Origin of the sequence: Polaromonas sp. UC242_47 (assembly GCF_044452385.1) — a bacterium.
Lineage (GTDB): Bacteria > Pseudomonadota > Gammaproteobacteria > Burkholderiales > Burkholderiaceae_C > Polaromonas.
In genome coordinates, this window is sequence record NZ_JBIOAO010000001.1 from 445753 (window position 1) to 460922 (window position 15170).

Below are 15170 nucleotides of genomic sequence, written 5' to 3' on the forward strand. Positions count from 1 at the left end.
GCGCCTGTTTACGATCTAAACGCCGCGTTGCCTGTCCTGGCGGAACTGCACCACAAAGGCGCCAAACTGACCGGCATCCAGCGCATCACGTACTTCCTGCATCAGGTTCAGGTAATAGTGCAGGTTGTGGATGCTGGACAACATGGGGCCCAACATTTCGCCGCAGCGGTCCAGGTGGTGCATGTAGGCGCGCGAAAAGTTTTTGCAGGTGTAGCAAGTGCAGGTCGCGTCAACCGGCGCATCTTCGGTCTTGTAACGTGCATTGCGGATTTTCAGGTCGCCAAAACGTGTGAACATATGGCCGTTGCGTGCGTTGCGCGTCGGCATCACGCAGTCGAACATGTCGACCCCGGCGGCCACCCCTTCGACCAGGTCTTCCGGTGTGCCCACACCCATCAGATAACGCGGCTTGTTGGCCGGCAGGCGGTGCGGCGTGTGCGCCATGATGCGCTGCATTTCTTCCTTGGGCTCGCCGACACTGACGCCGCCAATCGCGTAGCCGGGCAGGTCCAGTTCCACCAGCGCGTCCAGCGACTCCTGGCGCAAGTTTTCAAACATGCCGCCCTGGACAATGCCGAACAGAGCGTTGGGGTTGTTCAACTTTTCAAACTCGGCCACGCAACGTTTGGCCCAGCGCAAACTCAGTTCCATCGAGGTCCGGGCTTCGGACTCGGTCGTGATGTGGCCCTTGGTGTCGTAAGGTGTGCATTCGTCAAACTGCATGACGATGTCGCTGTTCAGAATGGTCTGGATCTGCATCGAGATCTCGGGTGTCAAAAACAGCTTGTCGCCGTTGACCGGCGATGCAAACTTCACGCCTTCTTCGGAAATTTTGCGCATCTCACCGAGCGACCAGACCTGGAAGCCGCCGCTGTCGGTGAGTATGGGTTTGTGCCAGCTTTCAAACTTGTGCAGGCCGCCAAACTGCTGCATCACTTCCAGCCCCGGACGCATCCACAGGTGAAAGGTATTGCCCAGAATGATTTGTGCGCCCATCTCGTGCAACGACTGCGGCATCACACCTTTGACGGTGCCATAAGTGCCCACCGGCATGAAGATGGGGGTTTGCACCACGCCGTGGTTCAGCGTGAGTGTGCCGCGGCGGGCGTAGGAGCCGAGGTAAGCGCCTTGCTCCGGGTCGGTTTTCAGGACTTCAAAATTCAGCATGGCGCGATGGTCTCAGGGGTGGATTTTTGCAGCAGCATGGCGTCACCATAACTGAAGAAGCGGTAACGTTCCGCGATGGCATGGCGGTACAAGGCCATGATGTGGTCGTAGCCGGCAAACGCGCTGACCAGCATCATCAGCGTGCTTTTGGGTAAATGAAAATTGGTGAGCAACACGTCCACCACTGCAAACTCAAAGCCGGGCGTGATGAAGATGTTGGTGTCCTTGCAGTCGGCGCCAAACTTCGCATGGGACTCCAGCGCCCGCACGGTGGTGGTGCCCACCGCCACCACACGCCCGCCTCTGGCCTTGCACTCGGCAATCGCCTGCAAGGTGGCCGGTGGCACTTCAAAACGTTCGAAATGCATCACGTGGTCGGCGATGTTTTCGGCCTTCACGGGCTGGAAGGTGCCGGCGCCCACATGTAAGGTGACGGTGGCGCGCGACACGCCCTTGGCCGCCAGGTGCGCCAGCATGGCGTCGTCAAAATGCAGGGCCGCAGTCGGTGCCGCCACGGCGCCCGGGTGTTTGGCAAACACGGTCTGGTAGCGGCGCTCGTCGGTCGCCGCATCGCTGTCCGTGATGTAGGGCGGCAGCGGCACATGGCCGTGGCCTTCCATCAGCGCATAAGGCTCGCTGCTCAGGGCAAAGCGGTACAAGGGCCCGTTGGCGTTGGGCCAACGGCCCAGCAAGGTGGCGGTGAAACCGCCGTCCATTTGCATGACGGCGCCGGGCAAGGGTTTTTTGCTGACCTTCATGTGGGCGGCCACTTCGTGGACCGTGTCCTGCGGCGAGGACAAGACCCGTTCGATCAGCAGCTCGAGCCGGCCGCCGCTGCTTTTTTGGCCGAACAGGCGGGCCTTGACGACCTTGGTGTCGTTGAGCACCAACAAGTCGCCCGGCTGGAGCAGCTCGGGCAAATCGGCAAACTGCCGGTCCACGGGCGGGCTGGCCCGGCCGTCGAGCAGGCGCGAGCCGCCGCGCTCGGCCGTGGGTTGCTGGGCGATTAATTCGTCGGGGAGTGTGAAATCAAAGTCACTGAGGCTGAAATGCGTCTTCATGAAGGCACAATTGTCCCATGTCGCCCCCCGGTGCCTCTTCCCGAAAAGTGATTCAGGCCGCAGCCGGGGCTGCGAGCCCGGCCGCGCCCAAGCCGGCGCAGAAGTCGCCGGCCCAAAAAGCCCTGGAAAAACTCGGTTTGCGCCGCGACATAGACCTGGCCTTGCACCTGCCGCTGCGTTACGAAGACGAAACCCGCATCACCCGCCTGGCCGACGCGCGCGACGGCGACACCGTGCAAATCGAGGCCGAGGTGACCCACAGCGAAATCACCCTGCGGCCACGCCGGCAATTACGCGTGACGGTGGACGACGGCAGCGACAGCTGTGTGCTGCGTTTTATCAACTTTTACCCTTCGCACCAGAAAACCCTGAGCATCGGCGCCCGGGTGCGTGTACGCGGTGAGTTACGCGGCGGGTTCGTCGGCCGGGAAATGGTGCACCCCAGCTTTCGCTCGGCCGGCGGCGACTTGCCGGCCGCGCTGACGCCGGTCTACCCGACCGTGGCCGGCTTGCCGCAGGCGTATTTGCGCAAGGCGGTGCTCGGTGGCCTGGCCCGCGCCGACCTGCGGGAGACCATTCCTGCGCCATATTTAAGCAAAAACCTGCCCCAGCCCTTGTCCAGTCTTCGTGAGGCGCTATTGTTTTTGCACCACCCCGCGCCCGATGTGGCGCTGGTCGCGCTGGAAGACCGCAGCCACCCGGCCTGGCAGCGGCTCAAGGCCGAGGAGTTGCTGGCCCAGCAGCTGTCCCAGTTGCAGGCGCGCCGCGTGCGGGCCGCCATGCGTGCGCCGGCCTTGACCGGGCCGGTAATGCGCGGCCCCCAATGCAGCTTGCAGGAGCAGTTGCTGGAGCGCCTGCCATTTCACCTGACGGCGGCGCAGCAACGTGTGGGCGCGGAGATCGCCGCCGATCTGCAAAAAAAGATTCCCATGCACCGCCTGCTGCAGGGCGATGTCGGCTCCGGCAAAACCGTGGTGGCGGCGCTGGCCGCGGCGCGTTGCATGGATGCCGGCTGGCAATGCGCGCTGATGGCGCCTACCGAAATTCTGGCCGAGCAGCACTTTCGCAAACTCATAGGCTGGCTGGAGCCCCTGGGCATCCAGACCGCCTGGCTCACCGGCAGCCAAAAAGCCAAGGAGCGGCGCGAGTCGCTGGCCATGATTGAAAGCGGCGCCGCCGGCCTGGTGGTCGGCACCCATGCGGTGATCCAGGACAAGGTGATTTTCAAAAACTTGGCGCTGGCCATCATCGACGAGCAACACCGCTTCGGCGTGGCGCAGCGGCTGGCCCTGCGCAGCAAGATGACCAGCGACGGGCAGGAGCCGCATTTGCTCATGATGACGGCCACGCCGATTCCGCGCACTCTGGCCATGAGTTATTACGCCGACCTCGACGTCTCGACGATTGACGAGTTGCCGCCAGGCCGCACACCCATCGTGACCAAGGTGGTCAGCGAGGCCAGGCGCGAGGAGGTGGTGGAGCGGATCCGCGCGCAGCTGGACCAGGGTCGGCAGGTGTATTGGGTCTGCCCGCTGATTGAAGAAAGCGAATCCATCGACCTGATCAACGCCACGCAAACACACGAAGCCTTGAGCGCGGCCCTGCCCGGCACACCGGTCGGCCTGCTGCATTCACGCATGCCGCCGGCCGAAAAGAAGGCCGTGATGGCGCTGTTCACCAGCGGCCAACTCGGCGTGCTGGTCAGCACCACGGTGATCGAGGTCGGTGTCGACGTGCCCAACGCCTCGTTGATGGTGATTGAACATGCCGAACGGTTTGGCCTGAGCCAGTTGCACCAGCTGCGTGGCCGGGTCGGACGTGGCGCCGCGGCCTCCGCCTGTGTGTTGCTGTATTCCACCGGCGACGCCCCCCGGCTGGGTGAAACCGCCCGCGCCCGGCTCAAAGCCATGGTGGAAACGCAGGACGGTTTTGAGATCGCCAGACGCGATCTGGACATTCGCGGCCCGGGCGAATTCTTGGGCGCACGCCAGTCGGGTGCGCCCTTGCTGCGTTTTGCCGACCTGGAAACGGATACCGCTTTGCTGGCCTGGGCGCGGGAACTGGCGCCTCAGATGCTGGATCAGTATGCCGACTTGGCGCACCGGCATGTTTTGCGGTGGCTGGGGGGGAAGGCGGAGTTTTTGAAGGCTTGACTGGGGCGAGCTGCGTGCTGCATGGCTGGGGTTTTCCAAACGTTATTGGTGAATGACCAAGCCGGGTCTCGGCCCGGCGGCCGACTCACTTTCTTTTGCTTCGCCAAAAGATAAGTAAGCAAAGAAAAGGCGACCCCGCTGTCTGCGACCCCTTCGCTGACGCTCAGGGGTAACCTGCGGAGCTCGGGAAAAGCGGGGTCTCGCTCGAACTCGGCTTCGCCTCAAACAATCGCGAGCCCTGATCCGCTTTTCCCCGCGCTCCTCGGCGCAGACAGAAGGGGGTGGGGAGAAGGAAGAAAGCGAAGGCGGATGCGGGGAGACGATGACGCGCTTAGCGCGCCATCGGCGGTCAAGAGGCTGCCATTCATACACGTGTTTGCAGCACACGCGGCCAAATGAAGTCCCCCTCCATCGCCCAGCGGGGCGAGGGAGGGGTTAGGGGTGGGCGTGGGGAGTTATGCCTACTGTCCAAAGCGAACCGCAGGCGCAGCGTGAGGCTTGGGACACCGGACAGGACGTGCCTCGCGCGCCGGAGCGAAATCCGCGTGTTCGATCAGACGCAAGGGCTTGCACAACTCAATCCACCACGAAAACCAGCACAATAAGCCCATGACGCTCACCGAACTCAAATACATCGTCGCCGTCGCCCGCGAAAAACACTTTGGCAAAGGCGCGGAAGCCTGCCATGTGTCGCAGCCGACCTTGAGTGTGGCGATCAAGAAGCTCGAAGAGGAGTTGCAGGTCAAGCTGTTTGAGCGCAACGCCAACGAAATCACCGTGACGCCGTTGGGTGAAGAAATCATCCGCCAGGCGCAAAGTGTGCTGGAGCAGGCCGAGAACATTCGCGAGATCGCCAAGCGCGGCAAGGACCCGTTGGCCGGCGCCTTGCGCCTGGGCGTGATTTACACGATAGGCCCTTATTTGCTGCCCGATCTGGTGCGCCAGGCGATTGCGGCCATGCCGCAGATGCCGCTGATGTTGCAGGAAAACTTCACGGTCAAGTTGCTGGAAGAGTTGCGCACCGGCGAGATCGACTGCGCGATCCTGGCCGAGCCTTTTCCCGACACCAACCTGGCGATTGCGCCGCTGTACGACGAACCTTTCATGGCCGCTGTGCCCAGCAACCATCCGCTGGCCGCACGCGACAGCATCACCGCCGAAGAGTTAAAGCAGGAGACCATGTTGCTGCTGGGCACCGGCCATTGTTTTCGCGACCATGTGCTGGAGGTGTGCCCCGAGTTCGCGCGTTTTTCCAGCAATGCCGAAGGCATACGCAAGACCTTTGAAGGTTCGTCGCTGGAAACCATCAAACACATGGTGGCGGCGGGCATGGGCGTGACGCTGGTGCCGCGTTTGAGCGTACCCAAAGAAGCTTTGCTACCGGTCCCGCCCGTCAAAACCCCGGCCAAGTCCAAAGGCAAAGAGGTGCCGGAGCTGCCGTCGTATATCAAGTACCTGCCGTTTTCCGGCCATGTGCCCTCGCGCCGCGTGGTGCTGGCCTGGCGCCGCAGTTTCACGCGTTACGAGGCGATTGCAGCGCTGCGCAATGCGATTTATGCCTGCGAGCTGCCGGGTGTGACGCGGCTATCCTGAGGCACCTGGGCGTCAACGTATTCGCCACGCTTAAAAATAAGGAAATGATGAAGCTCTCTCAACCCGGCATTTTGCAAGCCGTGCCCGCCATCGGGCGTTATGCTTTTTTCTCAATCGCAGCGCCTGCTGCCGCCCAGCCGGCGGCCCTGCGCCAGAGCCTGCAGCAGCTTGTTCCCTTGGTCGATGGACAGGCCGTGGTGGCAGCTTTGGGTGCCAGGCTGGTCGCGGCCCTGGGCGCTGCCGTCCCCGGCCTGCGCGAGTTCCCGGCGCTGTCGGGTGCCGGCGTGGAGGTCCCTTCCACGCCGGCCGCCCTGTGCCTGTGGTTGCGTGGCAATGACCCGGGCGATCTGGTGTTGCTGACGCGCCGGCTTGAAAAAGCGCTGGCCCCGGCCTTTCACCTGGATCGCGTCATCGAGGCCTTTCGTCATGGTCAGGGGCCGACGGGCCATGGCCGGGATCTCACGGGTTATGAAGACGGTACCGAAAACCCCGAAGGCGAGGCGGCCGAGGCCGCCGCTTTTGTGCAGGGCCAGGGGGCTGGCCTGGACGGGGCCAGCTTTGTCGCCATCCAGCAGTGGCTGCATGATCTGGATGCGTTTGAAGCGATGAGCACGCGTGAGCAGGACAACACCATCGGCCGGCGGCGCAGCGACAACGAGGAGCTGGAGGATGCGCCCGAATCGTCCCATGTCAAACGCACCGCACAGGAAAGTTTTCAGCCCGAGGCCTTTGTGCTGCGCCGCTCCATGCCCTGGGCCATGCATGCGCCGGGCGGTGGCAAGGCCGGTCTGGTGTTTGTGGCGTTTGGCTGCGCTCTGGATGCGTTTGAAGCGCAAATGCGCCGCATGGCCGGACTGGACGACGGCATTGTTGATGCCATGTTCCGTATTTCCAGGCCGCTCACGGGCGCTTACCTGTGGTGTCCGCCCATGCACGCCGGCCAGCTCGATTTGCGGCAACTCGGGCTGTGATGCTGCGGCGCAAACTGGGTCTTTACCTGGCGCTGATCCGCTGGAATCGCCCGGCCGGCTGGTTGTTGCTGCTCTGGCCCACGCTGTCCGCGCTGTGGGTGGCCTCGCACGGCTTTCCCGGCTGGCACTTGCTCACGGTGTTCACGCTGGGGACGATTTTGATGCGCAGCGCGGGTTGCTGCATCAACGATGTGGCCGACCGTGATTTTGACCGGCATGTCAAACGCACGGCCCAGCGGCCAGTCACCAGTGGTGCCTTGTCCAGCAAAGAGGCCTTGTGGCTGGGCGCCGTGCTGGCCCTGCTGGCCTTTGGCCTGGTGCTGACCACCAACGCCGCCACCATCGCCTGGTCGTTTGCCGCGCTGGCCGTGACCCTGGTTTACCCCTTTGCCAAGCGTTATGTGTCCATGCCGCAGGCGGTGCTGGGTGTGGCGTTCAGCTTTGGCATTCCCATGGCTTTTGCGGCCGTGCAGTCGCGGGTGCCGACGCTGGCCTGGGTCTTGTTGCTGGGCAACCTGTTCTGGGTGATTGCCTACGACACCGAATACGCCATGGTGGACCGCGACGACGACCTCAAGATAGGGATGAAAACCTCGGCCATCACCTTGGGGCGTTTTGACGTGGCCGGGGTCATGACGAGTTACCTGCTGTACCTGTCCATTTGGGGCTTTGCCCTGATGAATATGGCGCGACCTGCTATCTATTGGATTGCGATCGGGTTGGCGCTGGTGCAGGCCTTGTGGCACGGCTGGCTGATACGCCGGCGCGAGCGCGAGGGCTGCTTCAAGGCCTTTCGCCTGAACCACTGGCTGGGCTTCACGGTGTTTGCCGGTATCGCCCTGTCTTACCTGGGCGTTTGAGTCGAGTCGGGTCGGCCAGGCGTGAAAAAGCCCGCGCGCGGCGGGCTTTTGAAACCGATACTTCAACGGCTTGGCCGGGGCCCCGGCTCATCCGTGAAGTCTCTGGTCTATCAGGCGGCTTTTTTAGCGGCCTTGGCTTTGGCTTTGTGCTTGGCCTTGTGTTTTGCCTTGGCCTTGGGTTTGGCCGGGGTCATTTTTTCAGCAGCAGGTGCAGCTGCGGGCGCGGCGGCCGGTGCAGCCGCTGGGGCGCTGGTCTGGGCGGCGGCTGGCGTGGAAATCACGGCCAAAGGCATGGCAAGGACAACAGCGCTGGCAAGGATGGACAGGATTTTTTTCATGAGAACTCCGGATGTTAGAAAAATTTTAATGCGCCTGCCGCAGAGCCCGGGGGCCAGTGACAGGGTCGCCTGTTCTCAACGTTTGCCCGCCTTGGGCGGTTGACGCAAGTTGCAGGGCCGCTGGCGCCAGCGGTAAATATTTCTGACAGGGATGGCTCGTCGCTATAAAAAATATAGCTGATTGCGCCCGTCCATCAAGGGTTAGATGCCAATTTGATGCCCAAGCTTTCAGCCGGCACCAAATTCGTCACCCAGCTCGACGGCGCGCTGCCGGGCCGCTTCGATGGCGTGTATGAACTGCTGCTGGATGCCGGCTTGCTCCATGGCGGTGAGTGCGGCGTAGGTGGTGCCGCCTTTGGAAGTCACGCGGGCGCGCAAGACCTCGGGCGGGTCCTCGGACGCCGCGGCCAGCGCGGATGAGCCGACAAAGGTGCCCACGGCCAGGGTGTGGGCCTGCGCCGGCGTCAGCCCCATTTGCACACCGGCGGCCACCATGGCCTCGATGAAGTAAAACACATAGGCCGGGCCGGAGCCGGACAAGGCCGTCACCGCGTCCAGCTGTTGTTCTTCGCTCAGCCAGAGGTGTTGTCCCGTGGTGGCAATGACGGCTTCGACAGCCTGCCGGTGGTCGGCGGTCACGGCGGGGCGCGCAAACAGCGCGGTCATGCCCTGGCCGATGAGTGCCGGCGTGTTGGGCATGGCGCGCACGATACGTTCGCTGCCCAGCCAGCGGGCGATGCTGTCCGAGCGGATACCGGCCGCCACACTCAGGTGCAAGGCGTTGCCGGTGTGCGGGCCGGCTTGCTGCGCGGCTTGCTGGAAGGTCTGGGGTTTGACGGCCCAGATCACCAGGCCGGCCGAGGCCAGCGCCGCACCGGGCGCGGCCTGCGCGGTGATGCCGAACTGCGCCTGCAGCTTGCTGCGCTGTTCGTCAAAGGGCTCGACGATCTGGATCTGGCTGGCCGCCAGGCCTTGCTGGAGCAGGCCGCCAATGATGGCGCTGGCCATGTTGCCGCCGCCTATAAAAGCGATGTTGTCAAGGGTGGATGAGGCCATGGGGTGGGTGTCCAGGAAAGGCGGGCGTGGGCCCGGCCGGGGTCAAAAGAGAGGCTGAAAAAGTGATGCCCAAAGTCTAGCGCGAGATTATTCGGCCACGGTCTGGCGCACCGCATGTTCCCAGCGTGCCATCAGTTCGGCGGCGCGGCTGGTGTCCAGGGTTGGCAAAAAGCGGCGCTCGCTGCGCCACAAGCTGGAGAGTTCGGCCGTGTTTTTGTAAACGCCGCTGGACAGGCCTGCCAGATAGGCCGCGCCCAGGGCCGTGGTTTCGGTGACGGCCGGTCGCACCACCGGGATGCCGAGCAGGTCGGCCTGGAACTGCATCAACAAGTCGTTGATACAGGCGCCGCCGTCGACACGCAACTCGGCCACAGGCGCGGCGCCGGCCGCCACCGCATCGCGGCTCATGGCCTGCAGCAGGGCGGCGCTTTGGTAGGCAATGCTTTCCAGCGCGGCGCGCGCAATGTGGGCCAAGGTGGTGCCGCGTGTCAGGCCGGTGATGGTGCCGCGTGCATCGGGTTTCCAGTAGGGCGCGCCCAGGCCGGTGAAAGCCGGCACCACCATGACGCCGCCGGAATCCGGCACACTTTCGGCCAGCGCCTGCACCTCGCCGCTGCCCTTGATCGCGTGCAGGCCGTCGCGCAACCACTGCACCACGGCGCCGCCGACAAACACACTGCCTTCGATCGCGTATTCGGTTTGCCGCGTGACCTGCGCCGCACTGGTGGTGAGCAGGCCGTTGTGCGAGGTCTGGAATTTCTCGCCCGTGTGCATCAGCATGAAACAACCGGTGCCATAGGTGTTTTTGGCCATGCCTTCCTTGAAACAGGCCTGGCCGAACAAGGCGCTTTGCTGGTCGCCGGCCACCCCGGCGATGGGAATGGCCGCGCCCAGCAGCGTTGGCAGCACCTCGCCGTAATGCGCGCTGGAGGGCTTGACCTCGGGCATCAGGCCGGGCGGGATGTCCAGCAAGGCCAGCAGTTCGTCATCCCAGGTGTTGCTGCGCACATTAAACAGCAGGGTGCGCGAGGCGTTGCTGACGTCGGTGGCGTGGACTTGGCCGCCCGTGAGTTGCCACATCAGCCAGCTGTCTATGGTGCCGAAGGCCAGTTCGCCGCGTTCGGCCTGGGCCCTGGCTTGCGGCACGTTGTCGAGCAGCCATTTGAGTTTGGTGCCTGAAAAATAGGCATCAATCAGCAAGCCGGTTTTGGCCTGGATCAGGCCTGCCTTGCCGTCTTCGCGCAGCTTGGCGCAGGTGGCTTCGGCGCGCCTGTCCTGCCAGACGATGGCGTGGTGAATCGGCTGGCCGGTCTGACGGTTCCAGACCACGGTGGTTTCGCGCTGGTTGGTGATGCCCAACGCGCGGATGTCGCCAGCTTTCAGCCCGGCTTTGGCCAGGGCCTCACGCGCGGTGGCGAGCTGGGTGCGCCAGATTTCCATCGGGTCGTGTTCGACCCAGCCCGGTTTGGGGTAGATCTGCGGCAGCTCCTGCTGCGCCATCGCCACGATATGGCCTTGGGCGTCAAAAACAATACTGCGGGAGCTGGAGGTGCCCTGGTCCAGGGCAAGCAGGTAAGTCATGGTGGTGGTCGAGAAAAAGGGTTCAGGGTGGGGCCACGTCGCAACTGACGCCGGCGTCGGCGAGCAGGGCGGGAAAGGGGGCTGGCGGCGGCTGGTCGGTGAACAGGCGGTCGATTTGCGCCAGGGTGGCGAGTTCAACCATGGCCGGCCGGTTGAACTTGCTGCTGTCGGCGGCCAGCCAGACCTCGCGCGCGTGGGTCATGATGGTTTGCGCGACTTTGACTTCGCGGTAGTCAAAGTCGCGCAAGGAGCCGTCGGCCTCTATGCCCGAAATCCCTATCAGCGCGATGTCGACGCGAAACTGCCGGATGAAGTCGACCGCCGCTTCGCCGACGATGCCGCGGTCGCGGGCGCGCACCACGCCGCCGGCGACGATCACCTCGCTGCTGGTATTGCTGCTGAGAATGGCCGCGACATTCAGGTTGTTGGTGATGACGCGCAAACCCTTGTGGTGCAGCAGCGCCCGGGCAATGGCTTCGGTGGTGGTGCCGATGTTGAGGATTAACGAGCAGTTGTCCGGCACTTCGGCGGCGACGGCGCGCGCAATCCGGGCCTTGCCTTCGGCATGCAGGTTTTCGCGCTGCCGGTGGGCGAGGTTTTCGATGGTGGAGTTCGGGACCCGCACGCCGCCATGGAAACGTGCCAGCAGGCCGGCATCGGCCAGGCGCTGGATGTCGCGGCGCACTGTTTGCAGCGTCACCGACAGGGTCTCGGCGAGTTGTTCGACGGTGACGGAGCCGCGTGCGCGGACCTCGTCGAGCAATTTGAGTTGGCGGGGATTGGAATTCACGCTAGATTCGGTTTGAGAATGAATCGACTGTATAGCGAAGCAAAAAGAAGTAAATAAGGGATGGTATCTACTAAAATCGCGTCAAAGAGAACACCATTCGAAAAAATACGAACCGAGGCGACCATGACGTTTGAATCCCCGCAATTGCCGACGCAACGTGCCGACCTGATGGTGCGCCTGAAGACGCCCCACACCTACGACGTCGCCATCATTGGCGGCGGCGCCACCGGGCTGGGCGTTGCGCTGGATGCCGCGGCGCGCGGGTTTTCCGTGGTCCTGGTGGAGTCCCATGACTTTGCCAAGGGCACCTCGTCACGCGCCACCAAACTGGTGCATGGCGGTGTGCGTTACCTGGCCCAGGGCAATATTTCCCTGGTGCGCGAGGCCCTGCATGAACGCACACGTCTGCTGGCCAACGCCCCGCATCTGGCCCAGCCCCTGCCTTTTGTGATGCCTTCTTACAAGTTCTGGGAGGCGCCGTTTTATGGTGTCGGCCTCAAGATGTACGACGCCCTGGCCGGCAAGGCCGGGCTGGGCCCCACCGAGTTTCTGAATCGCCGCGCGACGCTGGGTTGCCTGCCGACCGCCCGCCAGGACGGGCTCAAGGGCGGCGTCAAATATTGGGACGGCCAGTTCGACGATGCGCGCCTGGCGCTGGCGCTGGCACGCAGCGCCGCCCGTGCCGGCGCGCTGCTGGTCAACTATTGCGCCGCCACCGGCCTTGTTCATGAGGACGGCAAGCTGGTGGGTTTGCAGGTGACCGATCATGAAAGTGGGCAAGCACTTACGCTTAGGGCTAAATGTGTGGTGAATGCGGCTGGCGTCTGGGTCGATCAGCTGCGCCTGCTGGACGGCCAGGCCATAGGCCGCGAAGCCAAACCCATGGTGGCGCCCAGCCAGGGTGTGCATATCGTGGTGGACCGCTCGTTTTTGCCAACCGACCATGCTTTGCTGGTGCCCAAAACCGCCGACGGGCGGGTGTTGTTTGCCGTGCCCTGGCTGGGTAAAACCATTCTGGGCACCACCGATACGCCGCGCAGCGATCTGGCGCGCGAACCCCTGGCGTTCCGCGAGGAGGTGGATTTCATCCTGGGCGAATCGGCGCGTTATTTAAGCAAGGGGCCCGGGCCGGCTGATATCAAAAGTATCTGGGTGGGGCTGCGGCCCCTGGTGAAGCCGCCCGAAGACGATGGCGACAGCACCCAGGCGCTGTCGCGCGAACACACGGTGCTGGTCAGCAAAAGCGGTCTGGTGACCGTGACCGGCGGCAAATGGACCACCTACCGGGCCATGGCCGAAGACGTGCTGGACCATTGTTTTGCCGCGGACTTGCTGGCCAAACGGCCCGGCGGGGTGACGGCCGATCTCAGGCTGGTTGGCGCCCAGGCATCCGCCCACAAGATCAGCGAGGCGCCCGGCCTGCACTTATATGGCAGTGATGCGGCAGGGGTGTTGGCCTTGCCGGGGGCGGAGCGGGTTCTGGGCGGCGGCCTGACGGAGGCCATGGTGCGCTTTGCGGCGCGTTACGAATATGCCCGGACGGTTGAGGATGTGCTGGCGCGGCGTTCCCGCCTGCTTTTTCTGGATGCCGCGCTGGCCAAATCGCTGGCGGGGCCGGTGGCCGAACTGCTGGCGCAGGAGAATCAAAAAGACCCCCAACTCGCCGAATTTCTGACGCTGGCGGACCAATACCTGCTGCTGCCAGCCTGAGTGGGGCGGCACGCGGGATGTTGGCGCTTGCAAGCCGGTTCAAGCTTGCTTTGAAATTGATAGCTGCTTATGCCCGTGGCTAAAGGGCTGAAGCCGGATTCCATCAAAATATTGGCAAATACCCGTCGCAACACCAAGATTTTGCAAGAAGAGGTGTTGACAAGGCGGGGCAATTTGATAATAATCGTGGGCTTCGCTTTAAAAAGCTAAGAATTCTGCCTAACGGAAGCATCGCAAGTGGTTTGTGGTGTGGACGACGGGCCCAAGACTGATCGGCAAGTTTTCCTGTTGTGGGAAAAGGCGCTGGTGCAAGTTGGGACTAATTTAAATGATTCAAACGCAATCCAAACTCGATGTTGCTGACAACACGGGTGCCAAATCCGTGATGTGCATCAAAGTGCTGGGCGGATCCAAGCGCCGGTACGCCAGCGTTGGTGACGTCATCAAGGTGAGTATCAAAGAAGCCGCTCCACGTGGCCGCGTCAAAAAAGGCGAGGTTTACAGTGCTGTGGTCGTTCGTACTGCCAAGGGCATCCGCCGCGGCGATGGCTCCCTCGTCAAATTTGATGGCAACGCAGCAGTGTTGCTTAACGCCAAGCTGGAGCCTATCGGCACCCGCATCTTCGGACCAGTGACGCGCGAATTGCGCACTGAAAAGTTCATGAAGATCGTGTCCCTGGCTCCTGAAGTTCTGTAAGGACACGCCATGAACAAGATTCGCAAAGGCGATGAAATTATCGTCATCGCAGGCCGCGACAAGGGCAAGCGCGGCACGATTTCGCTCCGCAAGGACGACAGTTATGTGCTGGTTGAGGGCATTAACCTGGTGAAAAAACACACCAAGCCAAACCCCCTCAAGGGCACCACCGGTGGCATTGTTGAAAAAAGCATGCCGATTCACCAGTCCAACGTGGCCATTTTCAATGCCGCAACGGGCAAGGCGGATCGTGTTGGTATCAAGCTCCTGGCTGACGGCAAAAAAGTGCGCGTCTTCAAGTCCAGCGGCGACGAAATTAAGGCTGCATAAACATGGCACGCTTGCAAGATCAATATCGCGAAAAAATCGCGCCTGCGCTGATTGAAAAATTCGGCTACACCTCGCCGATGCAGGTTCCCCGCATCACCAAGATCACACTCAACATGGGTGTGAGCGAGGCGGTTGCAGACAAGAAGGTCATGGACAACGCCGTCGGCGACATGACCAAGATCGCTGGCCAAAAGCCTGTGGTTACCAAAGCCAAGAAGGCTATCGCTGGTTTCAAGATCCGCGAAGACCTGCCTATCGGCTGCATGGTGACTCTGCGCGGCGTCCAGATGTATGAATTCCTCGATCGTTTCGTGACCGTGGCCCTGCCGCGCGTTCGTGACTTCCGCGGTATTTCCGGTCGTGCCTTTGATGGCCGCGGAAACTACAACATCGGCGTGAAAGAGCAGATCATTTTCCCTGAGATCGAGTACGACAAGGTGGATGCCTTGCGCGGCCTGAATATCAGCATCACCACAACGGCCAAGTCCGATGAAGAGTGCAAGGCACTCCTCACAGCTTTCCGTTTTCCGTTCAAGAACTGAGGCGGACATGGCAAAACAAGCTTTATTGCAACGTGAACTGAAGCGCGACAAACTGGTCGCCAAGTTCGCTACAAAACACGCAGAACTCAAAGCAATCTCCAACGATGCCAAACGCTCCGATGAAGAGCGCGCCCTGGCCCGTCTGGAATTGCAAAAGTTGCCCCGTAATGCGAACCCGACACGTCAGCGCAACCGTTGCGCGATCACGGGCCGTCCACGTGGCACATTCCGTCAATTCGGCTTGGCTCGCGCCAAGATTCGCGAGTTGGCTTTCGCTGGTGATATCCCTGGTATCACCAAGGCAAGCTGGTAAGCATAGGA

The 15170-nt window shown here is 62.4% G+C and carries 15 protein-coding genes; 9 read left to right on the plus strand and 6 right to left on the minus strand.

Going from position 1 to position 15170, the window contains the following annotated elements:
* Positions 1-15: 15 nt before the first annotated feature.
* Positions 16-1167 (minus strand): tRNA guanosine(34) transglycosylase Tgt, encoded by a 1152-nt coding sequence (gene tgt / locus ACHMXK_RS02210; protein WP_397437312.1) that lies wholly within the window; start codon positions 1165-1167, stop codon positions 16-18.
* Positions 1161-2228, minus strand: a complete 1068-nt coding sequence (queA, locus tag ACHMXK_RS02215; protein ID WP_397437314.1) for a tRNA preQ1(34) S-adenosylmethionine ribosyltransferase-isomerase QueA — start codon at positions 2226-2228, stop codon at positions 1161-1163. Before queA ends, tgt begins: the two co-directional genes overlap by 7 nt.
* Before the next feature lie 17 nt (positions 2229-2245).
* Between queA and recG the strand changes: the two genes are divergently transcribed.
* From recG to ubiA, 4 genes are all read left to right on the plus strand, one after another.
* Positions 2246-4381: an ATP-dependent DNA helicase RecG gene (gene recG / locus ACHMXK_RS02220; protein WP_397437316.1), complete on the plus strand. Its 2136-nt coding sequence runs from the start codon at positions 2246-2248 to the stop codon at positions 4379-4381.
* 609 nt (positions 4382-4990) lie between these two features.
* Positions 4991-5974 (plus strand): LysR substrate-binding domain-containing protein, encoded by a 984-nt coding sequence (locus tag ACHMXK_RS02225; protein WP_397437318.1) that lies wholly within the window; start codon positions 4991-4993, stop codon positions 5972-5974.
* A 47-nt stretch (positions 5975-6021) separates the two neighbouring features.
* The gene (locus tag ACHMXK_RS02230; RefSeq protein WP_397437320.1) at positions 6022-6945 is read left to right on the plus strand and encodes a Dyp-type peroxidase; all 924 of its coding nucleotides are present in this window, start codon (positions 6022-6024) and stop codon (positions 6943-6945) included.
* Positions 6945-7805, plus strand: coding sequence for a 4-hydroxybenzoate octaprenyltransferase (gene ubiA / locus ACHMXK_RS02235; protein WP_397437322.1), 861 nt, complete (start codon positions 6945-6947; stop codon positions 7803-7805). The genes ACHMXK_RS02230 and ubiA overlap by 1 nt, the downstream gene beginning before the upstream one ends.
* Positions 7806-7915: 110 nt before the next feature.
* Here the strand turns inward: ubiA and ACHMXK_RS02240 are convergent, their stop codons facing one another.
* The 4 genes from ACHMXK_RS02240 to ACHMXK_RS02255 form a co-directional block, all read right to left on the minus strand.
* The gene (locus ACHMXK_RS02240) at positions 7916-8143 is read right to left on the minus strand and encodes a hypothetical protein (protein ID WP_397437324.1); all 228 of its coding nucleotides are present in this window, start codon (positions 8141-8143) and stop codon (positions 7916-7918) included.
* A gap of 228 nt (positions 8144-8371) precedes the next feature.
* Complete coding sequence (gene proC / locus ACHMXK_RS02245) at positions 8372-9199, minus strand: pyrroline-5-carboxylate reductase (protein WP_397437326.1); 828 nt, start codon at positions 9197-9199, stop codon at positions 8372-8374.
* Positions 9200-9286: 87 nt separating this feature from the next.
* A complete protein-coding gene (gene glpK, locus ACHMXK_RS02250) occupies positions 9287-10780 on the minus strand; it encodes a glycerol kinase GlpK (RefSeq protein ID WP_397437328.1) in 1494 nt (497 codons plus the stop codon).
* 22 nt (positions 10781-10802) lie between these two features.
* Positions 10803-11570, minus strand: coding sequence for a DeoR/GlpR family DNA-binding transcription regulator (locus tag ACHMXK_RS02255; RefSeq protein ID WP_397437330.1), 768 nt, complete (start codon positions 11568-11570; stop codon positions 10803-10805).
* 123 nt (positions 11571-11693) lie between these two features.
* Here ACHMXK_RS02255 and ACHMXK_RS02260 point away from each other — a divergent pair, with 123 nt between their 5' ends.
* The 5 genes from ACHMXK_RS02260 to rpsN all read left to right on the plus strand — a co-directional run bounded on the left by ACHMXK_RS02260 (position 11694) and on the right by rpsN (position 15162).
* Entirely contained in the window at positions 11694-13280 is a 1587-nt protein-coding gene (locus ACHMXK_RS02260; RefSeq protein WP_397437332.1) for an FAD-dependent oxidoreductase, read from the plus strand.
* Positions 13281-13608: 328 nt separating this feature from the next.
* Positions 13609-13977 carry a 50S ribosomal protein L14 gene (gene rplN, locus ACHMXK_RS02265; protein WP_007869247.1) on the plus strand — a complete coding sequence of 123 codons (369 nt, stop codon included), beginning with the start codon at positions 13609-13611 and terminating at the stop codon, positions 13975-13977.
* A 9-nt stretch (positions 13978-13986) separates the two neighbouring features.
* Positions 13987-14307, plus strand: a complete 321-nt coding sequence (gene rplX, locus ACHMXK_RS02270) for a 50S ribosomal protein L24 (RefSeq protein WP_397437334.1) — start codon at positions 13987-13989, stop codon at positions 14305-14307.
* 2 nt (positions 14308-14309) lie between these two features.
* Positions 14310-14849 (plus strand): 50S ribosomal protein L5, encoded by a 540-nt coding sequence (gene rplE, locus ACHMXK_RS02275; protein WP_397437336.1) that lies wholly within the window; start codon positions 14310-14312, stop codon positions 14847-14849.
* Positions 14850-14856: 7 nt separating this feature from the next.
* The gene (rpsN, locus tag ACHMXK_RS02280) at positions 14857-15162 is read left to right on the plus strand and encodes a 30S ribosomal protein S14 (RefSeq protein WP_397437338.1); all 306 of its coding nucleotides are present in this window, start codon (positions 14857-14859) and stop codon (positions 15160-15162) included.
* Positions 15163-15170: the final 8 nt, after the last annotated feature.

Bases quoted from the DNA above. Each gene is read 5' to 3' on its own strand.
- tgt (WP_397437312.1), bottom strand. From the start codon at position 1,167: ATGCTGAATTTTGAAGTCCTGAAAACCGACCCGGAGCAAGGCGCTTAC.
- queA (WP_397437314.1), bottom strand. From the start codon at position 2,228: ATGAAGACGCATTTCAGCCTCAGTGACTTTGATTTCACACTCCCCGAC.
- recG (WP_397437316.1), top strand. From the start codon at position 2,246: ATGTCGCCCCCCGGTGCCTCTTCCCGAAAAGTGATTCAGGCCGCAGCC.
- ACHMXK_RS02225 (WP_397437318.1), top strand. From the start codon at position 4,991: ATGACGCTCACCGAACTCAAATACATCGTCGCCGTCGCCCGCGAAAAA.
- ACHMXK_RS02230 (WP_397437320.1), top strand. From the start codon at position 6,022: ATGAAGCTCTCTCAACCCGGCATTTTGCAAGCCGTGCCCGCCATCGGG.
- ubiA (WP_397437322.1), top strand. From the start codon at position 6,945: ATGCTGCGGCGCAAACTGGGTCTTTACCTGGCGCTGATCCGCTGGAAT.
- ACHMXK_RS02240 (WP_397437324.1), bottom strand. From the start codon at position 8,143: ATGAAAAAAATCCTGTCCATCCTTGCCAGCGCTGTTGTCCTTGCCATG.
- proC (WP_397437326.1), bottom strand. From the start codon at position 9,199: ATGGCCTCATCCACCCTTGACAACATCGCTTTTATAGGCGGCGGCAAC.
- glpK (WP_397437328.1), bottom strand. From the start codon at position 10,780: ATGACTTACCTGCTTGCCCTGGACCAGGGCACCTCCAGCTCCCGCAGT.
- ACHMXK_RS02260 (WP_397437332.1), top strand. From the start codon at position 11,694: ATGACGTTTGAATCCCCGCAATTGCCGACGCAACGTGCCGACCTGATG.
- rplN (WP_007869247.1), top strand. From the start codon at position 13,609: ATGATTCAAACGCAATCCAAACTCGATGTTGCTGACAACACGGGTGCC.
- rplX (WP_397437334.1), top strand. From the start codon at position 13,987: ATGAACAAGATTCGCAAAGGCGATGAAATTATCGTCATCGCAGGCCGC.
- rplE (WP_397437336.1), top strand. From the start codon at position 14,310: ATGGCACGCTTGCAAGATCAATATCGCGAAAAAATCGCGCCTGCGCTG.
- rpsN (WP_397437338.1), top strand. From the start codon at position 14,857: ATGGCAAAACAAGCTTTATTGCAACGTGAACTGAAGCGCGACAAACTG.